This window comes from Amycolatopsis sp. NPDC005232 (assembly GCF_040607795.1).
In the GTDB taxonomy this organism is placed as follows: domain Bacteria; phylum Actinomycetota; class Actinomycetes; order Mycobacteriales; family Pseudonocardiaceae; genus Amycolatopsis.
This window is the reverse complement of sequence record NZ_JBEXHL010000021.1, coordinates 100,276-121,703: the sequence shown is the minus strand read 5'-3', so window position 1 is coordinate 121,703 and position 21,428 is coordinate 100,276. Positions and strand designations below refer to the sequence as shown.

Here is a 21,428-nt window from a genome sequence, read left to right as displayed (position 1 = left end):
GTTCGGTTCCCGGCGGCCGGATTCAGGACACGTTCGTCGCATGTAGACGGTTGTCGGCCAGTCAGGATGGCCGGCTCACTGGCGCATCAGGCTCGACGCGGCGGGAGATCTCCCTCGCCACGTCACGGATCGCCGCCGCGTAGCGCGACACGTCGACGTGGGAATGCGCGACGATGCCCACGGCCGCCCGCACCTCTCCCCTGCCGTCGGTCACCGCCGCCGCGACCGAGGACGTACCGAGCGTCATCTCCTGGTGCACGGTACCGATTCCGGTGTCGCGCGTCGCGGAGATCGCGGCGGCGAGCCGACCGGGTTCAGTCAGCGTGTAGCGGGTGCAGCGTGCGAGACCGCGCTGCTGCACCTGGGAAACGACGTGAGCGGGAGCCGACGCCAGCAGCACCTTTCCGACGCCGGTCGCGTGCAACGGCAGCCGCCCGCCGACCTCCGTGACCGTGCGGACGGCCCGCGGTCCGGTGAGCCGCTCGATGACCAGCGCGTCGTGCCCGGCGCGGAGGGCGAGCTGCACGTTCTCGTGCGTGGACTCGTAGAGGTTCTGCATGAGCGGCAGGGCCGTCTCGCGCAGTCCCGACGGGATCGTCGCACGGGTGCCGAGCTCCCAGAGCCGCAGGCCCACGCGATACCGGCCGCTGGGTGCGCGTTCGATCCCGCCCCACCGCTCGAGTGCGCCCAGCATGCGATGGGTCGTGGACAGTGGCAGGCCGGATCGCCCGGCGATCTCGACAAGGGTCAGCTCGGCCCCGTCGAAGACGTCGAGCAGGGTCAGCAGCCGATCGATCGTGGACCGACCGGGCTCACGCGCGTTACCGGACACGACACGTACTCCTTCCCGCCGCGGCCGCGGCAGCGCTCGACGGCACCCGCCGGAAACCGATCAGCCGCAGGTTTTGACGCCGGTGGCGATCCGCGCGACACGCTCTCCCTGGTGCCGGGCCGCCGCCCGGGCGGTCTCGTCGACGGGCGCCTCGCCTCGCCGCCCGACATGGCTGCTGCCGTAAGGGTTTCCGTCGGCGAACTTGACGGGATCGGTGTACCCCGGCGCGACGACGATGCCGCCGAAGTGGTGGAACGTGGTGTACAGGGCGAGCAACGTCGATTCCTGGCCGCCGTGGTCGGTGTCGGTCGTCGTGAAGCCGGAGTACACCTTGTCCGCGAGCTGCCCCTGCGCCCACTGGGGACCCAGCGTGTCGAGGAACTGCTTGAGCTGGCTCGCGATGTTGCCGAAGCGAGTGGGTGACCCCATCACGATGCCGTCCGCCCACAGCAGGTCGTCGGGCGTGGCGACCGGCAGGTCGCGGGTCGCGGCGACGTGCTCGGCCCACGCCGGCCGCGACGCGATCGCCGCCTCGGGTGCGAGCTCGGCGACCTTGCGCAGGCGAACCTCGGCGCCGGCCTTCTCGGCCCCGATCACGATCTCCCGGGCGAGTTCGTGCGTGGTGCCGGTGGACGAGTAGTAGACGACGGTCACCCTGGTCGGCTCGGGCATGGAGATCCTCTCGGTTCGAACGTTACAGTGAGGATCTGTAACTTATCAGGCCCTGGCCTGCTCGCGGTCCCGATGTGGCGGACGAGACGCACTGCTCTCACCGCCGGGAGAAGCCGACCGCAAGTGCCGCGTCCCCGGGCGGCCAGGACGCCGGCTCCCGGCGAGGGAGGGCTCGGGACAGGCGGCAGGGCGCTCGTCCCCAGGACAGTTTCGGGAATACACCTGGGCCGCGATGTGAATACCCGATGAGAACACGGCAGTAATAGCCGTGATCGGGTCACTTCTTATCGAGATCGGCTCATCCCGCCCGAGCGACCAGGTTGCTCGGAAACGCCGCACCCGCATTCGGCTAGGGTGACCCGAGTTCAAGCTGTGGGGTTTCGAGAAAGGCTGACCCGAGCGTGACCGAACCACTGGTGCCGCTGGATGAATCGTGGTCGACGGCGCTGGCGTTCGCCGCGCACCCGGACGACCTCGAGTACGGCACGGCCTCGGCCGTCGCCCGCTGGACCTCGCAGGGCAAGCGAGTCGTCTACTGCCTGGCGACGAGCGGTGAAGCCGGCATCGACGCCATCGACCCCGCGGTCGCCGGGCCCCTGCGCGAAGCCGAAGAACGCGCCGGCGCGGCCGCCGTCGGCGTCGACCACGTGGAGTTCCTCGGTCACCCGGACGGCGTCCTCGAATACGGGCTCCCGCTGCGCCGGGACATCGCCCGGGCCATCCGCCGGCACCGCCCCGACGTCGTCGTGACCGGCAACTATCACGACCGCTGGGGCCCGGGCGCCCCCAACCAGGCCGACCACATCGCACTGGGTCGCGCCGTCCTGGACGGCGCCCGGGACGCGGGCAACCGCTGGGTCTTCCGGGAGCTGCTCGACGAAGGCCTCGACCCGTGGCAGGTGCGGCGGATCGTCGTCACCCACAGCCCCGAATCCACCCACGGCGTCGACACGACGGACTTCCTCGACAAGGGCGTCGCCTCCCTCGAAGCCCACGCCGAATACCTGCGCGGGATCGGCCCCGGCGACCTGGCGTCACCCCGGGAGTTCCTGGAATCCTCCGGGGCCGAGACGGGTCTGCGGCTGGGTGTGCGGTTCGCCGTCCCCGCCGAGGTCATCGTGCTCTGACCGCGCGCGAACAATGCCCGAGGGCCGAAAGGCCGCCGAGTGGTGCCCCTTTGGTCATTGATATTGACCAGCCGTCGGTGAAAAGCGGCGGATACGACCCGGCACCGACCGGCAGCCTTTTCTCGATCGGGCGGGAAATTGCACCACGCGATGGCGCAGCCGCACACCAGTGTCTCGGAACAGTCCTGATCGGACGGTCAGACGGCCGGTACGTCGGGTTCGGCCCGCTGTGTCGTCACCTCGGCGGCCGTCCGTCGCGACGTCATCCGGGTCGGGTGGCCGTACCCGATCCGCAGCAGCGCGTGCACCTGGCCCAGCCCGCGGAACAGTTCCAGGAACTGTCCCCGGGTGCCGCGGACCTCCAGTGGCTGCGAGAGGAACGAGGTGGCCAGGCCCTCCGCCGTGGCGGTCAGCAGGACGCGCTGCATCGCCATGCCGGCCCGGACGTCGGCGGCCGCGCCGTGATCGCGCGTCAGCACGACCGCCAGCAGCGGATCCTGCTCGAACACCCGCGAGGGAACGGCCGGGTTCGTGTGCGAGGCGCGGTGGCACACGACACCGGGGATCTCGTGCGGCGGCCCGAAAGCGGCCGTCGGCACCCCGTCCGGGCTCTCCGCGGCGCGCCCGGTCCAGAACGCCGACTCCGCCCGGAACGCCGGATCCTCGGACTGCAGCGACTCCGCTCGCCGGACGAGCGCGGCGACCTTCGGGTAGCGCCCCGAGGCGTCCAGGAACTCGAGCTGCCCGCCTTCGGTCAGTGCCGCCGACTTCAGCCGCGCGCGGGCGGCCGCCAGCACGGCGCGGTCGACGAACGGGCGGCGGTTCGTGTGCCTGCGGTGCACCGCCTCGGCGAGCCGGCGGTCCTGGTCCGTCGAACGCCGCGTGCCGGCGAGACCGATCACGGCGAGCAGGTCCGGCGACGCGGGGTCCGGCAGGATCCGCACCCGCGCGCCGAGCCCGTTGAGCCGCAGGGTGATCACGAGGTTCAGCACGGCGGCGCCACAGGACAGCCTCGCCTCGCGCGCCGCGGGATCCGCGACCGTGAGGACCCGCTCGCGGTCGAGCCACACCTCGACCGCGGCCCCGTCCACGACGAACCGCCACGGCTGGGTGTTGTGCGGAGACGGCGCTCGCACCGCCGCCGCGAGGGCCTGGTCGAACGCGGTGGGGAGCTGGTCGTTCATCGTGGTCTCCGGGGGACGACACCTTGGGTCACCGTCGAGCCTGGTCCGCGCGGCCGGCCCGGTGTACGGGCGGCGGTCACGAGGTCGAGGGACCTAAGACCCCCTGTACCACCGGCTCAAGGCAGGGGCACGGTCCACTCGACCCGCGTGCCGCCGCCCGGGCGCGACTCGATCGTGAAGGTCCCGCCCGCCGATTCGGCCCGGTCGCGCAGGTTGCCCAGCCCGCTCGGCGAGACCTCTGCGGGCATCCCCGCGCCGTCGTCCGCGACCGACACCCGCAGCACTTCGTCCTTGACCGACACCGCGATGGTCACCGACGTGGCGTCGGCGTGCCGGACGGCGTTGCTGACGGCCTCGCGGACCACGGCCTCCACGTGTTCGCCCAGCTGCGCGGGCACCGCGTCGACGGTTCCGGACATGCTGACCGTGGGATGCACGGGCGCGTCGTCGGTGAGCTCGGCGATCGCGTCGTAGAGCCGGTGCCGCAGGGTCAGCCCGGTCGCGCCCGCCGCGCCGCCGTGCAGGTCGAAGATCGCGGTGCGGATCTCGTGGACGATCTCGTGCATCTGGTCGACGCTGTCCTGGAGCCGCCGCTTCAGCTCCGGCTCCTTCAGCCGGCGGCGCGTGCCCTGCATCGCCAGCCCGACCGCGAACAGCCGCTGGATCACGTGGTCGTGCAGGTCGCGGGCGATCCGGTCGCGGTCGGACAGCACGTCCAGCTCGCGGGCGGCGCGTTGCTGGGCCGCCAGCTGCAGGGCGAGCGCGGCCTGGTCGGCGAACGACGCGAGGACCGGCAGCTGCGTCGCCTCGAACGCGGCGGCGCCCGGCTCGCGGACCGCGATCAGGACCCCCGACGTGCGGTCTCCCGTGCGCAGGGGCACCACGAGCGTCGGGCCGAACCGCCGGACCCCGCCGAGATCCAGCGCCGCGATGCTGCGCGGGGTCCGGTCCCGGTAGACCGCGCCCGGAACGGTCGAGGCGGTGTCGATCCGCAGGCCGGTGAGCTCGACCGCGCTCACGCTCGCGCAGACGGTGACCGTCAGGTCGGTGGCCTCGTCGTCCCAGTCCTCGTCGACGTCCAGCCGACCGGAGTTGGGCAGCGCCAGCATCGTCACGTCCGAGCCGGTCAGCTCCAGGGCCCGTTCGGCGATCAGGTTCAGCGCGTCGGCCGGGTCCGTGCCGCCGAGCAGCTCGGTCGTGACCTCACTCGTCGCACCGAGCCACCGCTGCCGCAGCTGCGCCTGCTCGTACAGGTGCGAGTTCTCGATCGCGATCCCCGCGGCGGCGGCGAGCGCTTGCACGATCACCTCGTCGTCGTCGGTGAAAGCGCCACCGCCCTGCTTCTCGGTGAGGTAGAGGTTGCCGAAGACTTCCTCCCGCACCCGGACGGGAACGCCGAGGAAGGAGTGCATGGGCGGGTGGTGGTTCGGAAACCCGACGGACGCGGGATGCTCCGAGATCTTTTCCAGCCGCAGTGGCTTAGCCTCGTCGATGACCAGGCCCAGCAGCCCGTGCCCCTCGGGCAGGTGACCGATGCGCTCCCGCGTCGCCGAATCGATGCCGAGGTACACGAACTCCGCGAGCGAACCGTCGTCGGCGAGCACCCCGAGCGCCCCGTACCGCGCCTCACCGAGGTCGATCGCGGCTTGGACGATGCGGCGCAGCGTCGCGTCCAGTTCCAGTCCCGACGCCACCGCGAGCACCGCGTCGAGCAGGCCGTCCATCTTGTCGCGCGTACCGATCAGCTGCTCGACGCGCTCTTGGAGCTCTCGCAGCGTCTCCCGCAGGCGCAGCTGTCCGAGGGTGCCCGAAAGCCTGCGGGCGCTCTCCCCGGACCCGGTTGCCGGCATCGGTCCGCTCGCCTCCCTCATCCCACGGTGTCGCCCGTGATGACTTTCTCCTCTGTCCACCGCCGCGGCGGTCGACCAACCTGGCAGGGCAAGGCTCGACTCCGACCAGCACAATCGCTTTCCACGGCCGGGAGACCGATGACCCTACAAGTGGCTGCGACCGGGCGGCTCACCTCCGAACAGGTGAGATCGGCTCTGCGCGCCGCGACGCTCGCGCCGTCGACGCACAACACCCAGCCCTGGCTGTTCGCCAGCGGACCGGGCGGAATCGAGGTCCGCGCGGACCCCGACCGGATCCTGCCCGTCGCCGACCCGGACCGGCGCGAGCTCCTGCTGTCCTGCGGCGCGGCGGTGTTCAACCTCCGCGCCGCGATCCACGCCTGCGGCGTGCACCCGGTCGTGTCCCTGTTCCCGCGCCGCCAGGAGCCGGACCTGCTGGCCGTGGTGCGGCCGGTGGGCGCCGCCTCGATCGACGACCGGCTCGCCCGGCTCGCGCGGGAGATCCCCCGCCGCCACACGAACCGATCGCCGTTCAGCGCCGAGGTCGTGCCCCCGTCGGTCGTCGGCCTGCTGCGCCACGCCGCGGAGCTCGAACAGGCCTGGCTGCCCCGCCTCGATCACGGCCAGGTGGCGGGGCTGAAGAAGCTGGTGCGGTCGAGCCACCGGGCCCAGATGACCGATCCCGCGTTCCTCGCCGAGTGGCAGCGCTGGACCGCGCGCGAGGGGTCCAGCCGCGACGGCGTGCCGATGTCCGCCGGGGGGATCCTGCCGGCCGACGACGCCTGGGTCCTCCGTGATTTCGGAACCAGGGCCACCGGCGCGCTCCGCCTGGGTACGGCGCCCGAACCGCTGGTCGTGGTGATCGGCTCGTTCGGCGACGACCCGGTCGACCGGCTGAGGACCGGACAGGCCATGCAACGCGTGCTGCTGACCGCGACGGCGCTGGGGCTCGACGCGTCCTTCATCTCGCAACCGGTCGAAGTCGCGCACGTCCGCGAACGGCTCCGCGTGCTGCTCGGCGGTGGCGTCTGGCCCCAGATCATCCTGCGCCTGGGCCACGGTTCACCGGCCTCGCCCACGCCGAGACGGGAGCTGGAGGAAGTCGTGGTGGCTCCGACCCTGCTCACCGCCTGACGACCGCGCCGGCTCCTGTCCTAGCTCGTCGGCACGGTCCAGCGCACGGAGCCGGTGTCGGCACCGTGGCCCACCTCGCAGGTCCCGCCGCGCAGCCGCGCGGCTTCCGCCAGCTCCGCGAGGTCCGCGGCGGCCGATTCTTCGAGCTCGCCCGTGCCGTCGTGCCGGATCACCGCGGTGAGCCGGCCCGGCTCGGACCGGATCTCCACCTGGACCCAGGCCGCGGCCGCGTGGTGCGCGACCAGCCGCAGGCCCCGCTCGAGGAAAGGCACCAGGTCGGCGGCCACCAGCGTGTCCAGCTTGCCGGAGAACTGGGTCGAGACGGCGAACCCGAGCACGGGGGTGGCCTCGGAGAGCACTCGCAGGATCTCGTCGCGCTCAGGTGACGGGCCGGCGTCGGCCGGGTCGTCGACCGAGAACACGGTGGCCTGGATCTGGTCGATGACGTCGTCGAGGTCGGCGATCGTCTCGCGGACGCGGCGCGCGACGATCGCCGACCGGGCGAGACCGGCCGTCGTCTGCAACGCCAGGCCGGCGGAGTACAGCCGCCGGACCACTTGGCTGTGCAGATCGGCGGCGATCCGCTCACGTTCGTCGTACAGGGCGTTGCGCTGCTGTTCGGCCCGCGCCTCGGCCAGCTCGATCGCCACGGACGCCTGGTTGGCGAACCCCGCCGCCATCTCCAGGTCGTCCACGGTGAACAGCGGGCGGCCCGCGGCGCGCGCCGCGGTGAGCACGCCGTTGACCTGCCCGCTGCCGATGAGGGGCACGACGAGAACGGCGTCCACCTCCATCTCGATCGCCGGCCGGACCGGCAGCCGCTCCCGCTGTTCGAGCCACGAGCCCATCATCGGCTCGCCGGTGAGGAAGACCGAACCGGAGACCGACGAGCCTGCGGGCAGCACGAGGCCCTCCAGCTTCTCCGCGCCGGCCCCGACCGCCAGGTCCACGCGCAGGGTGCCCTCGACGCCGGTCGGCCTGACGACCGTCACCAGTTCGGCGTCGGCGAGCTCCCGGGTGTGATCTGCGATGAGCGCGAGCGGGTTCTCCGACTCCGACGAGAGAAGCTCGCGGGTGATCGCGGCGGACGCCCGCAGCCACTCCTGCTGGACCCTCGCCGTCTGGTACAGGCGCGCGTTGTCGATCGCGCTGCCCGCGGCGGCGGCGAGGGCGAGCGCGAGCTCTTCGTCCTCGGCGCTGAACCCGCCGGTGACGCTGTCGGTGAGGTAGAGGTTGCCGAACACCGCGTCCCGCACCCGGATCGGGACGCCCAGGAAGCTCGCCATCGGTGGATGGGCGGCTGGGAAACCGGTGGACCGCGGGTCGTCCTGCAGGCGGGCGAGCCGGATGGGCCGGGGATCCTCGACCAGCGCGCCCAGCAGCCCTTTGCCCTCAGGCAGATGGCCGAGTTTCGCCACCGTGTCGGCGGCCATGCCCACGTGCACGAACTCGGCGAGCTGTCCGTCCGGGCCGATCACGCCCAGTGCCGCGTAGTGCGCCCCCACCAGCTCGCGAGCCGCCTCGACGATGCGCGTGAGCAGCGCGGGCAAGGCGAGGTCACTCGTGATCATCGTGGTCGCCCGCAGCAGGCCGCGCAGCCGGCCTTGGGTTCCCATGACCTCCTGGGCGCGTTCGACCAGCTGCGCGAGCAACTGGTCGAGCTCCAGCCTCGGCAGGTCGGGGAAGGTCAGCCTGCCCGGGTCGGGCTGGTCGTCCTGGGCTCCGCTCACAGCCGTTCCTGTCTTCGCCGCGGTCCTCGCACACCGCGCAGGTCGCCGCTCCGGACATCCAGTCTCCCATCCTCGTGAGCACCGTCAAGCCGGTGAAAACCCGACCGGCAGTGCAGGGCTGCACGGTGTTCACCCACGTGTCCACTGTGGACAAAAGGTCAACCGGCCCAGCGCAAGATCAGGACACCGGCGGAAGAGTTGTCGAGGCGGTACCGCAGCAACCGGGCGACCAGCCCACCCCGATCACCACCGACCTCGGGCGGGACCGGTGCCGGGACCGTGTCGGCGGACCCGACGCCGGCCACGAAGCGGCGCACGGCAACCGGATCGGGCACGACCTCGTCGCCGAAGTAGGCGAGCACCAGCAAATCCTCACCGGAATGCGTTTCCATGGCGAACGACCAGCCGTACCGCTCGTCCCACACCAGGGCCGTGTCCCGTCCCGGTCGCCGGCGCAAGCGCACGTCCAGCGCCACGTACGCCGAGACGGGGTCGTCGAGGTCCACGGTGCACGATTCCACCCCCACGCCCACCGCGGCACTCACCGCGGACAGATAGCCGGTCAGGCCGCACCGCAGGCCGTGGTCGTCGTCGATGGCGGTCTGCAGCGGAATCACCCTCCAACGTGGTCGGCACCCACCGGCCGCTCCCGGCCGTCGCCTCTCCCGCCGCGACGTTACGACGGCGCGGCGGCGGCCCGATGGCGGCGTTCGGCCTCTGCCGCAAGGACTTTCGTCCCCGGCTCACGCCGGGTGGCCGCCGCGCGACCCGAAGCTCGGCGACGGTGAGGACTCACGGTCCATTGAGGACGATCGCTCGAAGTGCTGCGACCCCGGAAACCGTTGCGGCATCACCACGAGGCAGCACCACGAAGGCAACGCCGCGCGGCGACGCGCCGGTTCAGTGTTCCCGGTTGCGCAGCTCCGTGGCCAGGACAGCGGCTTGGGTCCGGCGAGCCAGGCCCAGCTTGGCCAGCAGCCGCGAGACGTAGTTCTTGACGGTCTTCTCGGCCAGGAACATCCGTTCCGCGATCTGCCGGTTGGTCAGGCCTTCGCCGATCAGCTCCAGCAGCTTGCGTTCCTGGTCCGACAGGTCGGACAACGGGCCTTTCTTGGCCTGGCTCTCGCGCAGCCTGGCCATCAAGGCCGCCGCCGCGTGCGCGTCGAGCAGGGATTTGCCCGCGCCGACCTCCCGGACGGCCGAAACCAGGTCCATGCCCTTGATGTCCTTGATCACGAACCCGGCGGCGCCGGCCATCACCGCGTCGAGCATCGCCTGCTCGTCGGTGTAGGACGTGAGCATCAGGCACTTGAGCTCGGGCAGCTTCGACCGCAGCTCGCGTGCCAGCTCGATGCCGTTGCCGTCGGGCATCCGCACGTCCAGCACGGCGACATCGGGCCGGAGCGCGGGGATCCGGGCCAGCGCCTGCGACACGTTGCCGGCCTGCCCGACGACGGTGATCTCCTCGTCCTCGTCCAGCAGGTCGGCCACGCCACGGCGCACGACCTCGTGGTCGTCCACGAGAAAAACGCGGAGCATCGGCGGCCTCCCCGGCCCAGAAGGGATGACGCTGATCAGCCTACGACCGCCCGGCCCCGGGACCGCGATGACCAAAGTCCCGGGTCTCGAGCCGGAGGTCACGTCCGGCCGAGCCGGCGAGACCGAAAACCCGGCCGATCACGGTCAGACGTTCGTCGTCGTCGACCACCGGGAGCGCGGTGAACCCGGTTCTCCTCCGTGTCCTTCCGCGGCCTCAACCCCGCATCGGCTCGAGCCCCCGGCGCAGGGTTTCCCACGCCGCGGGCAAGGCGGCGAGGCACTTCTGCGCGGCGAGCGCCTCGGTCGTGATCAGCAGTTCGTAGGTCGCCGCCGGATCGCCGGCCTCGGTCGCCGCCGACGCGAGTGCGCGCAGCTCCCCGCGGGCGACCGTCGCGTCCCGGTACTCCCCCAACAAGTCCTGCACCGCACGGCAGTTCGCCAGCACGCGGTCCGGGACGAAGGGCAGGGAGTCCGCGGCCACTTCGAGCGCGTACCGGAGCCGCTTCGCGCTCTTGCGCACCGCGTGGACGGCGCTCGGAGCCGAATCGGCGAACGCCGCTTCCAGCCGCGCGTCGGTCTCGGTCACGACCGTCCACACGAGACCCGGCAGGACGGCGCCGGCCGGTTTGAGCGCCGCCTTGCGCTGGTCGGACCGAGGCTGCTCCCGCAGCACGACCCCGAGCACTTCGAACGCGTTGAGCAGCTGGAGGTAGCGGTGCGAATCGAGCGCCTCGGCGCATTCGGCGGCGGATTCCTCGGCCGCCACGCCGAAGTGCCGCTGGACGTCTGCCCGGACCGGCCCCAGGACCGCCTCGTCCGACAGCTCGTCGAGGCGGCGCAGGAACCGGCGCCGCTGCACCTCGGTGTCCCACGCGGGGCCGACGCTCGCGGCGAGCCGGAGCAGCGCTGCGCACAGGCCCCGCACCATCCGCCGGCCACCGAGGACGGGGGCGAACGTCCACAACGCCGCCCTGAGGCGACGCGCCGCCGCTCTCAGGTCGTGCACCCCCTCGGGTTCGCCCAGCCGCACGGCCAGATCGGCGCGGGCGAGCGCCTCGATCTGCGTCTCCAGGTAGCCGAGCACCGTGGCCCGGGCGGTGTCTCCCGGTAACGCGTCCCGGGTCAGGCGTCCGCAGCACGGGCCGGTCACCGGGGTGAGCTCGAGGTCCCGGCTGTAGGCGCGGACGAGCCGGCGCAGTTCGTGCGGCACCTGGTCCGACTCGGGCGCCTCCACCCGGCACCCTCTGCCGTCGCCGCGGTCCAGCTGCCAGCTCGTGCCGACCCTGCTGAGCGTCAGGCCGTGCCGCCGCAGCCGCAGGCCGGCGGTGTCGTAGTAGTGGATGCCGTAGTGCAGGAGCGTGTACTCGGGTGCGGGACGCGGGCTCGTCACCGGTGTCGTCACGGTCATGGCCGGCTCCCCGGGCGGACCACCGCGACGGGGCACGGGGAGTGGACCAGCAGCGCGTGGCTCGTGGAGCCGAGCAGCATGCCGGTGAACCCGCCCCGGCCGCGGGTGCCGACTACCACGAGCTGGGCGCCGGCCCCGAGTTCCAGCAGGGTCCGGGCCGGCCGGCCGTGCGCGACGACCACGTCGACCGGCAGTTCGGGGAACTTCTCCCGCCAGGGCGCGAGCTGCTCGTCCACCAGCCGCCGTTCCCCGGCGGCCATGTCCTCGGGACGGCAGTCCGCTTTCCGCGGCAAGCTCCCCGACGTGATCTCGTTCCAGGTGCGCACCGCCACGAGCCCGGTACTGCGAGCAGTGGCTTCTTCACACGCGTAGCCGAGCGCGTCGCTGCTGTCCGGCGATCCGTCGAGCCCGACGAGGACCGGCCCGGTGGTGGGCGGCGCGTCGTCCGGCTTTCGCCCGCGCACGACCACGACCGGGCACCGCGCGCGGCCGGCGAGCGCGGCCGCGGTCGAACCGAGCAGGAGCCCGGTGAACCCCCCGAGCCCGCGGGAGCCCAGCGCCACCACCTCAGCACCGGTGCTCTCCCGCAGGAGCACGCCCACGACACTGCCCTCGACGGCGCTGCGCTCGACCGGCAGCGACGGCCACCGCGCGAGCACCGTCTCCTCGGCCTCGGCGAGCCCCGTCTCGGCCACGGCCCGGAACCCCTCCCGGACGGCGGCGACCGCCATGCCGGACACGCCCGGCCCAGGAACCGTGTACGCCTGCACCAGCCTCAGCACCGCGCCCCGGCGGGCCGCCACCGCCGCGGCCCAGACCGCGGCGTGGCCGGCGGAAGGCGACCCGTCGACTCCCGCGAGCACCACGCGGTTGTCACCTTCTGCCACTGCGCACACCCCCTCCGTTCCGTCGAAGGGGATGCGTCCGTCGCCGCGTCGCGCGACCCTGCTCGTCGCGGACGGTGATCTCCGCTTCGGTGCCGACGACGGCATCCGGCCCGGGAAACACCGCGGCCCCGCGGTCGGCGGAGGGCCGGCGGCCTCCGGGTTGTGCGTGCATCGGTTCTCCTCGTTGTCGACCTCGCCGGTACGTCCCACCGTCGCGCAGCCGCGCCCAGGCCGGTCAGGGGACGAAGTCCCTTTTCCCGAGGACGAAAGCGCAGGCTGGATCCCCGGGCAGGACATTTCGGGAATCAGGTCCGCTGCTCCCCGCCGACCACCATCACGGGACAGTCGGCGCGGTGGAGCAAGGCGTGGGTCGTGGAACCGAGGACCATGCCTGTGAACCCGCCGCGGCCCCGGCTGCCCACGACCACGAGCGCCGCCTCGGTGCTGCGTTCGAGCAGGCTGTCGCGGGGAAGATCGCGCTCGACAACCGGTTCGACGTCGACGTCCGGGTACCGCTCGCGCCGGCCGGCCAGGCGCTCGGCGAGCAGCCGCCGCTCGACGTCGCCGATGTCGATCAGCGGGCTTCCGCGGATGTGCGCGAACGGTCCGCCGCTCTCGCTGTCGTGCCACGCGTGCACCGCGACCAGCCTCGTGCCCCGGCGCGACGCCTCTTCGAACGCCCACGCCACGGCGGCCTCGCTCATCGGGCTGCCGTCGACGCCGACGACGACCGGACCGCCCGCACGCGTCGCACCGGTTCCGCGCACGATCACCACCGGGCAGCCCGCTCTCGCGATGAGGTCGGCGTCCGGGGATCCGGCCAGCAGCCCGGAAAGTGTCCCGGTCGGCGGGCCGAGCACGAGCAGAAGCGCGCCGGCCGAGGCCTGCCGCAAGGCGGCTTCGGCGCCGGCCGCACTGGTCTTGGTCATCACCGGCACACTCGGCTCGGCTGCCGCGAGTTCGTCCCGCGTCGCCCGCGCCACCTCCTGCGCGAGCACGGCCTTGGTTTCGAGCCACGCCGACGCCATGGCGCTCGAAGCCGGGTCGTCCACCGCGCTCGCCGTGAGCACGGTCAGCGAGGTGTGCCACCGCGCCGCTTCGCGCACCGCCCACCGTGCGGCCGACGCCGCCTGCGCGCTCCCGTCCACACCCACGACGACCGGCCCGGCCATCCCGTTCACGACTCGCTCCAGCCTGCCCCGACCAGGACTTCGCCCACCCCGCGACGCAGGCTGGCTGGCGCGTTCGCGGCCGGCCGGCCGAGCCGCATCAACGCTTGCGGAAACCCCGCGAGACCCCGGGCCTCGCACAGTGCCGAGCGCACTTCCGGCACGTGCAGCGGCTGCGTCAGCACCGCGGCCGACAGCCCCAGCGTGACCGCTTCGAGCCAGCCTCGTTCGAGCGCGTAGCCCGCGCGGACGTGGTCGGCGCGGCTGTCGTCGGCGGTCAGGAACAGCAGGAACGTCTCGGCCGCCAGCCGCGACCGCAGCACCCGCGGCTCGGGCACCTCGGTGGCGCGCCGGACCAGCCCGGCCCACGGCAGCTCACCCGGCGGCACCACGGTGCGCCCCAGTCCCACGCCGTGGCGGTGCCCGACCTCGTCGCGGATCGTCCAGAGGGCGAGCTCGCGTTGGTAGGCACCGTCGTCCCGGATCGCGCGGGCGGCGTGGCCGAACAGCTCCGCGAGCTCGCCGGCATCGGTCAACGGCACAGCCTCGGCTCCGGTCGTCACCGCGGCCCACGCCACCCGCTCGACCTGCCGCCGGGCGACCGGTAGCCCACCGAAGCGGCCACGATGGCTGCGCCGCGCCGCGATCGCCGCGAACCGCGCCAGGTCCTCCGCCGACGGCCCGCACCGCGTTGCCGCATCGACGCGCGCCACCACGTCCGGACGGGCCGGATCGGGCAGGATTTCCACGTCGGCCCGCCGGCCGAGCACCCGCACCGCCAGCTCGAGGTTCGCCAGTGCCGTCCCGCACGACATCGCGAGATCACGCCGCCCGGGATCGTGCTGCGGCAAGGCCACATCGGTCCGCTCCCGCAGCAGCACCGCACCGTCCTTCGGCTCGACGGCCCATGGCTGGGTGTTGTGCACCGACGGGGCCCTCAGCACCGCGCGCGCCAGCACCTCCACCTCGGCGCTCGTCCACGCACCGGCCCCCGGTGCCGGGGCGGGAACAGCTTCGTGGGACACGGCATCTCCTGCTGGCCTCGTCGGATCGGTCCGGCTCAGCCAACCCCGAACGGCCGAGACCACGCGCCGGCCACAAGACACCGCCGCGAAGGACCAACGTCACCGGGTCCGGGTCGGTGTCCACAACGGACCCGGACCGCCGCTGCCAGCCTTTCCCGCCGTGGCAACGGATCTCGGACCGCAGGCCCGGCACACGGTGACGTGGCGACCTGGCTTCCCGCAGCTGCCGCGAGGAGGGCGGTCGCACCTGTCTCATTTCAGGTGCCGGGCGAAGAACCGGTGCCCGTCGTCCCCTTCGAACCGCGGGACGCCGGTGTGCCCGCCCATGTTGGCGTGCAGCGTCTTCTCCTTCGAGCCGAAGGCGTCGAACAGGTCCAGGGCCAGCTGCCGGTCGTTTCCCTCGTCGTCCCACTGCAGCAGGACGTGCAGCGGGATGGTGATCTGCCGGGCCTCCTCGAACATGCCGCGGGGCACGAAACTCCCGGCGAACAGCAGGGCGGCCGCGATGCGCGGTTCGACCACCGCCAGCCGGACGCCGATGGCGATCACCCCTCCCGCGAGCCCGACCGGCCCGCCGATCTCGGGCAGCGCAAGAAGGGCGTCCAGGGCGGCCTGCCATTCCGGGACCGCCTTCGCGACCAGCGGCGGGATGAGCCGCTCGACGATCTCCTCGACTGGCTCGCCGGACTGCAACGCCCGGCGCAGATCGGAGCGGGCCTGCTCGGCGGCGGCGGAGCGAGGCCGGTCACCGCTTCCGGGGAGCTCGATCGTGGCCGCGGCGTAGCCTTCCGCCGCGGAGTGCCGGGCCCGGGCCGCCAGCCGGGGGTACATCTTGCGCAGTCCGCCGGGGTGCCCGAGCAGGATCAGCGGGGCCGGCTCGGATGCCGGTCCGGGGGTCCACAGGATGCCAGGGATCTCGCCGAGGGTGAACTCGCGCTCGAGGACGCCGTCGTCGAGGCGCTGTTCGGCGGTGAATCGCATGGTCGTGCCTTTCGGGAGTGCTCGTGAACGGCGCTCCCGGACGACCTACCGCCCGACCGTGACCCCTGAGGAGAGCACCCATGTCGTTGCGTTCACGGGTACCACCTCCTCGGTCTCTCGCACGGCCTCCGGGAAACTAGCAGCGGTCGCCTCGGTCCGCCACCGCGTTTTCGCGGACCTCACTCAGAGTTTCCCTCCGCGGCCCTGGTGGCCCGCTCGACGAGCTCCAGGACGTGTTCGTAGCGGTGCCCGGTCGCCCTGGTCATGCCGAGCTCGCACGTGCGGTTGCAGGAGACGTGGGCGTCGAAGGGACCGGCGGCGGAGAGCTCCCGGGCCTGGCGCGCGGTGGCCGACGCCGTCAGCTCGGGGTGCAGCAGACCGCGGTCGCCGGCGAAGCCGCAGCACCCCCACTCGTCGGGCACGGTCACGCTGCCGGCCACGGCCGCGGTGACCTCGCGCAGCGCGCCTGAGAGCCCCATCCGCGTAGCCGAGCACGTCGGGTGCAGGGCCACGGCCGCGACCGGGGCGCTGATCGTGAGGCGGCCGAGCACCTCGTCGCGCACGAACTCGACGGCGTCGATCACCCGGATCTCCCGGAACCGCTCCGGGCCGTGCTCGATCAGGTGCCGCAGGCCCTCGGTGCACGAGGACGCGTCGCCGATCACCGGGATCCGGCCGCTCCCCGTGGCGGCCCACAGCGCGGGGAGCACGCGCCGCGACATCTCGTCGTATCCCCGGTTCATGCCCTTGGACTTCCACGGGGTGCCGCAGCACAGCGAAGCCGGCCGGTCCGGGGTCGTGAGGCGGATCCCGGCGCGCTCGCACAGGGTCCGCAGCGCCGCCGCGGCTCCGGGCTCCTTGCCGCCGAACATGGTGCCCGTGCACGAGGCGAACAGCACCGCGTCGGCGTTCCCGGTCACGGACTCGGTGCGGCGCCGACCGCCACTCGGGAGCTCGGGCGACCACAGCGGGACCGAGTCGGTGCCGCCGGCCTTGCGTGCCAGCTCGTTCGCGCCGAGGACCAGTCGCTCCGGCAGCTTGGCGGCGGTGGTGAGCGCGGTCGCGGCCGCCCGCGTCGCGCCGTCCCAATGCCGCGCGGCGCCGGCCCAAATCGCCGACATGGCCCGTCCGGCCTCTTCGGCCCGGAGCCGTTTCATCAGGTCCCCGGTGTTGATCGTCACCGGGCAGGCGGTCTGGCACATCCCGTCGACGGCGCAGGTCTGCACGGCGTCGTACTCGTACTCGGCCCGCAGCTGCGCGAGCGCGGCCGTGTCCCCGGCTTCGCGGGCGCGCTCGATTTCCCGGCGCAGCACGATGCGCTGGCGCGGTGTGGTGGTCAGGTCGCGGCTCGGGCAGACGGGTTCGCAGAAGCCGCATTCCACGCAGCGGTCGACTTCTTCCTCGACTTGCGGCGAAGCCTTGAGGTTACGCAGGTGCCCGGCCGGGTCCTCGGCGATGAGCACCCCCGGGTTGAGCACACCCCGGGGGTCGCACAGGCGCTTGATCTCGCGCATGACCTCGTAGAGCTCGTCGCCGTACTGGCGGCGCACGAACGGGGCCATCATCCGGCCGGTGCCGTGCTCGGCCTTGAGCGAGCCGCCGTGGCCCAGCACGAGGTCGACCATGTCGTCGGTGAAGGCCGCGAACCGATCGAGCGGCCGGCCGTCGCCGAGCCGCTCGGTGAGCATGAAGTGGATGTTGCCGTCCTTGGCGTGGCCGAAGATCACGCTGTCGCGGTAGCCGTGGCGGTCGAACAGGCCCGTGAGCGACTCGCACGTCGGCAGCAGTTCGGGCACCGGCACGACGATGTCCTCCAGCAGCGCCGTGGTGCCGGCCGGCCGGGCCCCGGCGATCATGGCGTACAGGCCCTTGCGGACGTGCCAGTGGCCGGCCCTGGTCGCCGGGTCCGCGGACAGCACCACCGGCGCGGCGGTCGGCAGCGCCGCCAGGACCGCACCCGCTCCGGCAGCCAGCTCGTCCACTTCGTCGGCGGTGCCGGACTGGTACTCGACGAGCAACGCCGCGTGCCGGTCGACCGCGAGGTCGCGCAGCACCGCGGTCGCCTGGGCGTCGCGCTGGCCCACGCGGATCGAGGTCGCGTCGAGGAGCTCGATCGTCGCCGGACCGGTGGCGACCAGCGCCGGCAACGCACCGGTGGCCCCGGCGAGGTCGTCGAAGACGAGCAGGCCGGTGCGCGCGTGCCCGTGCAACGGCACCGTGCGCAGCACCACCGAGGCGATGAACGCCAGCGTCCCTTCGCTGCCGACCGCCAAGTGGGCCAGGATGTCGGCCGGCTCGGTGTGGTCGAGCAGCGAATTGAGGCCGTAACCCATGGTGTTCTTCATCGAGAACTGCTGCTCGACCCGCTTGCGCAGCGCCGCATCGCCCCGCACCCGGTCCCGCAGCCGGCACAGGCCGGCGTGCAGCTCGGGCTCGGCTTCGCGCAGGCGGCGGTCCGCATCGGCTTCGCCGGTGTCGACGACCGTGCCGGACGGCAGGACGAGCACGATCGACTCGAGCGTCGCATAGCTGTTGGCCCAGGTGCCGCACGCCATGCCGCTGGAGTTGTTCGCGACCACGCCCCCGACGGTGCACGCGACCTCGCTCGCCGGGTCGGGCCCGAGCTTGCGGCCCGACCGCGCGAGGCGCGCGTTCACCTGCCGGATCGTGGCCCCGGGCCCGACTCGCACGCGTGCCCCGTCGTCGAGCACCTCGATGTCGCGAAAGTGGCGCCGGGTGTCGACGAGCACGCCGTCCGTGCCGCCCTGCCCGGACAGGCTCGTCCCCCCGGACCGGAACCCCAGCGGCACCCCGGCCGACCCCGCGGCGGCGAACAACCTCCCGACCTCGGTCGCGCTGCTCGCACTCACCACCGCCCGCGGCGTCAACATGAAGTGCGATGCGTCGTGCGCGTGGGCCAGCCGGTCGGTCAGCCGCCGCCCGACCCTCCCGGGGTCCCCGGTCGCGGCGGCCAGCAGGTCGAGCAGGTCGGCTTCGCCGCCCGCGGTGGCGGCGTGCTCGGTGACGGTCATCGGCTGATCCTCGTCGATCGTGGGGCGTCGTGGCGCGTTCAGCGTGCCCGAGATCGCTCGGCCCGCCGCTCCAGGTTCACGGCCGGCGCCGCCCGGGGCAAGGGTCGGCGGCGGAGATGTCCGGCACCACCTGGGCTTCCGTGCCGACGCCGCGCTGCCGATAACCTGCAGGCACGTCGTCGCCGGCCGGTTGGTGCCGAGTGGGGACAGCGGTTGCTCAGCGCGCTGCTCACGGACGAATGGGCCCGGTATACGGAACCGGCCGAGCCGGGCACCGACACGATGCGTTCGGTGCCCAGCCCGGCAAACGCGGTCCGCGCGCTCAGGTCCGCTCAGCGGCCGAGAGAATTTCCCGCGCGACCGCGTCCGGTGCCGTTTCCGGGACCCAGTGCGTGATCCCCTCGAGTTCGACGAACCGGTAGGGCCCGGTGACGTGCCGCCGGCAGCGTTCGGCGCCGACACGGCCCAGGGCCGTGTCGGCGGTGCTCCACAGGTACGTGGTCGGGACCGTCGACGGGCCCAGCGCCCGGAAGCTGCCCATCGCCCGGTACCAGTTGAGGGCGGGGGTGGCGGCCCCGCCGGACATGAGTGCCTGGTGCGGGGCGAACTGTTCGTCGGACAGCGGCGGCACCATGAGCGCGCGCAGCCTGCCGCCGGCCGCGATCACCTGGTCGATCTCGCCCTCACGCCTGAATTCGGCGAGGTAGCGCGAGCTGTGCTGCTGATCGGGATCGTTTTCCCGGGCCCACTCCCACGCGGCCGGGTGCGGCATCGACACGGCCACGAGTGATCGGGTGCGCTCGGGGTGCTGCACGGCGAGGTGCCAAGCCAGGACCCCGCCCCAGTCGTGTCCGGCGATGTGCGCTTGCGCCACACCGAGGGAATCGAGGATGCCGAGCGCGTCGGCCACGAGGGCGGGGACCCCGTAGTCGGACACCGGCAGCGGACGCGCGCCCGCCGAGTAACCACGCTGGTTCGGTGCGATCGTGCGGTATCCCTGCGAGTTGAGCCGCTGGGCGACCCCGTCCCAGCAGCGGTAGCTCTGCGGGAAGCCGTGCAGCAGCAAAACGGCCGGGGCTTCTTCGGGTCCGGTGTCGGAGACGTCGAACGAGAGCTCACCGAGGGTGACTTTTCTGAGTGCCATAGCCGAATTCCGTCCTTCCGCAGGCGTTCAGCGCGCCGGGTCAGCGGGCGAGAACGGCAGTAAGCGCCTCATCGAGCTCGTGTTCCGGATCGCCTGCGGCCGTCTTGCTGCGCCACGCGATGACCCCGTCGGGCCGGACGAGCACCGCGCCGCCGGGGCTGATCCCATACCGCGAGTGCCACGCGTCCTCGGTGTCGACCAGCTCGGCGCCGATCGTGTGCGAGGCGATGTCGAGGCCGAGGCTCTCCGACACCTTGTGCGCGGCGCCGAGCCAGCTGGTGCCGTCCGGATCCGTGAGCAGCGCGAACCCCGGTCCGAACAGTTCCTGCGTCGACAGCTCGGTCCGGTCCCGCCGCAGCCGGACGTGGGGCGCGCGGGTGCCCGGGAACCCGGACGGGTTCATCGGATCTTCCTGCAGGCTGAGATCGTCCTCCGGTTCCGTGCGGACGGTGCTCGAGTGGTACCGGAAGCCGAGCATCTCCTTCGCGGTGGGAATCGGTTGCGACGGGTCGCTCGTCGCGAGCACTCGCCCCTCGGCGATCTTCAGCAGCTCGACCTCGCGTTCGAGGGTGATGTTGACGATCGGCCGGCGTTCGACCTCCCAGGCGTCCAGCAGTCCGGGCCCGGCCTGGCCGCCGGTCACCAGGGCCAGCCGCCACGCGAGCTCGTACCCGTCCTGCAGCGCGAGACTCCCGCCCTGACCCCCGACCGGCGGACACGAGTGCGCGGCATCGCCCGCGAGGACGACCCGGCCGACCTTGAACTGCCGGGCGAGGTGGTGGTTGAGCGCGAAGGAACGGGTGTTGACGATCCGGCAGTCCAGATCGGGAACGCCCACCGCCCGGCGCACCCGCTCGATGCACCGGTCTTCCGTGAAGTCGGCGTCGCTCTCCCCCTTTTCCGGGAAGTAGTCGACCCACAGCGTCAGAACGTTGCCGTCGAAGATGATGCTCATGCCCCGACCGCGCACCGTCACGACGAACGGCTGCTTGTCCTTTGTGTACTGCGGCAGATCGGCTTCGAAGGTGACCACGTAGATGTGGCCGACCTGCCCGCCTCCGTCGAGGGGGACACCGAGCTGCTCGCGGATCGGGCTGGCGTGACCGTCCGCGGCGACGAGATATTCGGCGTGCACAGTGCTTTCCTGCCCTGAAGCCGCGTCGCGAAGGGTGGCGGTGACGCCGTCCTCGTCCTGCGTCCACGAGACCAGCTCGGTTCCGTACCGCAGATCGGCACCGAGCCGCTCCGCCTGCTCTCGCAGCGTTTTTTCGATGGTGGACTGCGGAAGCACTTGGGGCGACGTCGACGTCACGCGGCGCCGCAGGGCGAGGATCTGCTCGGTGTCCGACTCCACCACCTCCGACGCGACGAGGCTCGCGCCGGACCTGTGCTGCACCAGCTTGCCGGTGATCTCCGCGGCCGTGAGCGAAGCGTCGACCCCCGGCACGTTCCTCAGCAGCTCCGTCGTCCGCATGTTCAGCCCCCACGCTTTCGGCAGCGTGGCAGTCGTGGGCCGGCGCTCGACCAGCAGCGATCGCACGCCGCGCCACGCCAGTCCCAGCGCGGTGCTGAGTCCGGTGTACGCACCGCCGACGATCAGAACCGGGACCTTGTCGCCCGACACAGTGTTCATTTCGGTCATCTCCAACCCCTGAGGCCGTTGCGTTGACCCGCCTTGTGGCAGTCAGTGCCACATGGCTCATTGTGCCGTTCG

Annotated in this window: 17 protein-coding genes; 2 read left to right on the top strand and 15 right to left on the bottom strand. The window is 72.5% G+C overall.

Going from position 1 to position 21,428, the window contains the following annotated elements; all coding sequences use genetic code 11:
* Positions 1–61: 61 nt before the first annotated feature.
* Together ABZU76_RS33395 and wrbA are read right to left on the bottom strand one after the other, a co-directional pair.
* Entirely contained in the window at positions 62–832 is a 771-nt protein-coding gene (locus ABZU76_RS33395) for an IclR family transcriptional regulator (RefSeq protein ID WP_354876506.1), read from the bottom strand.
* 60 nt (positions 833–892) lie between these two features.
* Positions 893–1,504 carry an NAD(P)H:quinone oxidoreductase gene (gene wrbA / locus ABZU76_RS33390; RefSeq protein WP_220242379.1) on the bottom strand — a complete coding sequence of 204 codons (612 nt, stop codon included), beginning with the start codon at positions 1,502–1,504 and terminating at the stop codon, positions 893–895.
* Positions 1,505–1,905: 401 nt separating this feature from the next.
* Between wrbA and ABZU76_RS33385 the strand changes: the two genes are divergently transcribed.
* Positions 1,906–2,631: a PIG-L deacetylase family protein gene (locus ABZU76_RS33385; protein WP_354876503.1), complete on the top strand. Its 726-nt coding sequence runs from the start codon at positions 1,906–1,908 to the stop codon at positions 2,629–2,631.
* Between the two features lie 197 nt (positions 2,632–2,828).
* Here ABZU76_RS33385 and ABZU76_RS33380 read toward each other — a convergent pair whose 3' ends face one another.
* Both ABZU76_RS33380 and ABZU76_RS33375 read right to left on the bottom strand, forming a co-directional pair.
* Positions 2,829–3,815, bottom strand: a complete 987-nt coding sequence (locus ABZU76_RS33380) for a hypothetical protein (protein WP_354876500.1) — start codon at positions 3,813–3,815, stop codon at positions 2,829–2,831.
* Between the two features lie 116 nt (positions 3,816–3,931).
* Positions 3,932–5,665, bottom strand: coding sequence for a GAF domain-containing sensor histidine kinase (locus ABZU76_RS33375; RefSeq protein ID WP_354876497.1), 1,734 nt, complete (start codon positions 5,663–5,665; stop codon positions 3,932–3,934).
* A 138-nt stretch (positions 5,666–5,803) separates the two neighbouring features.
* Here ABZU76_RS33375 and ABZU76_RS33370 point away from each other — a divergent pair, with 138 nt between their 5' ends.
* Complete coding sequence (locus tag ABZU76_RS33370) at positions 5,804–6,799, top strand: nitroreductase family protein (protein ID WP_354876494.1); 996 nt, start codon at positions 5,804–5,806, stop codon at positions 6,797–6,799.
* A gap of 20 nt (positions 6,800–6,819) precedes the next feature.
* On the opposite strand, the gene ABZU76_RS33365 is transcribed toward ABZU76_RS33370, so the two are convergent.
* The 11 genes from ABZU76_RS33365 to ABZU76_RS33315 all read right to left on the bottom strand — a co-directional run bounded on the left by ABZU76_RS33365 (position 6,820) and on the right by ABZU76_RS33315 (position 21,347).
* Positions 6,820–8,529 (bottom strand): GAF domain-containing protein, encoded by a 1,710-nt coding sequence (locus ABZU76_RS33365; RefSeq protein WP_354876491.1) that lies wholly within the window; start codon positions 8,527–8,529, stop codon positions 6,820–6,822.
* A 158-nt stretch (positions 8,530–8,687) separates the two neighbouring features.
* Entirely contained in the window at positions 8,688–9,146 is a 459-nt protein-coding gene (locus tag ABZU76_RS33360) for a DUF6292 family protein (protein WP_354876489.1), read from the bottom strand.
* A gap of 283 nt (positions 9,147–9,429) precedes the next feature.
* On the bottom strand, positions 9,430–10,068 hold the full coding sequence (locus tag ABZU76_RS33355) for a response regulator transcription factor (RefSeq protein WP_354876486.1): 639 nt from the start codon (positions 10,066–10,068) through the stop codon (positions 9,430–9,432).
* A 214-nt stretch (positions 10,069–10,282) separates the two neighbouring features.
* Entirely contained in the window at positions 10,283–11,476 is a 1,194-nt protein-coding gene (locus ABZU76_RS33350; protein WP_354876483.1) for a CHAD domain-containing protein, read from the bottom strand.
* The gene (locus ABZU76_RS33345; RefSeq protein WP_354876480.1) at positions 11,473–12,363 is read right to left on the bottom strand and encodes a universal stress protein; all 891 of its coding nucleotides are present in this window, start codon (positions 12,361–12,363) and stop codon (positions 11,473–11,475) included. Before ABZU76_RS33345 ends, ABZU76_RS33350 begins: the two co-directional genes overlap by 4 nt.
* A gap of 305 nt (positions 12,364–12,668) precedes the next feature.
* Positions 12,669–13,535, bottom strand: a complete 867-nt coding sequence (locus ABZU76_RS33340; protein WP_354876612.1) for a universal stress protein — start codon at positions 13,533–13,535, stop codon at positions 12,669–12,671.
* Between the two features lie 5 nt (positions 13,536–13,540).
* Positions 13,541–14,557: a nitroreductase gene (locus ABZU76_RS33335; RefSeq protein ID WP_354876477.1), complete on the bottom strand. Its 1,017-nt coding sequence runs from the start codon at positions 14,555–14,557 to the stop codon at positions 13,541–13,543.
* 252 nt (positions 14,558–14,809) lie between these two features.
* A complete protein-coding gene (locus tag ABZU76_RS33330; RefSeq protein WP_354876474.1) occupies positions 14,810–15,538 on the bottom strand; it encodes an alpha/beta hydrolase in 729 nt (242 codons plus the stop codon).
* 179 nt (positions 15,539–15,717) lie between these two features.
* A complete protein-coding gene (locus tag ABZU76_RS33325) occupies positions 15,718–18,570 on the bottom strand; it encodes an FAD-binding and (Fe-S)-binding domain-containing protein (protein ID WP_354876472.1) in 2,853 nt (950 codons plus the stop codon).
* A gap of 322 nt (positions 18,571–18,892) precedes the next feature.
* Positions 18,893–19,714 carry an alpha/beta hydrolase gene (locus tag ABZU76_RS33320; RefSeq protein ID WP_354876469.1) on the bottom strand — a complete coding sequence of 274 codons (822 nt, stop codon included), beginning with the start codon at positions 19,712–19,714 and terminating at the stop codon, positions 18,893–18,895.
* 40 nt (positions 19,715–19,754) lie between these two features.
* On the bottom strand, positions 19,755–21,347 hold the full coding sequence (locus ABZU76_RS33315; protein WP_354876467.1) for an FAD-dependent monooxygenase: 1,593 nt from the start codon (positions 21,345–21,347) through the stop codon (positions 19,755–19,757).
* Positions 21,348–21,428 lie beyond the last annotated feature (81 nt).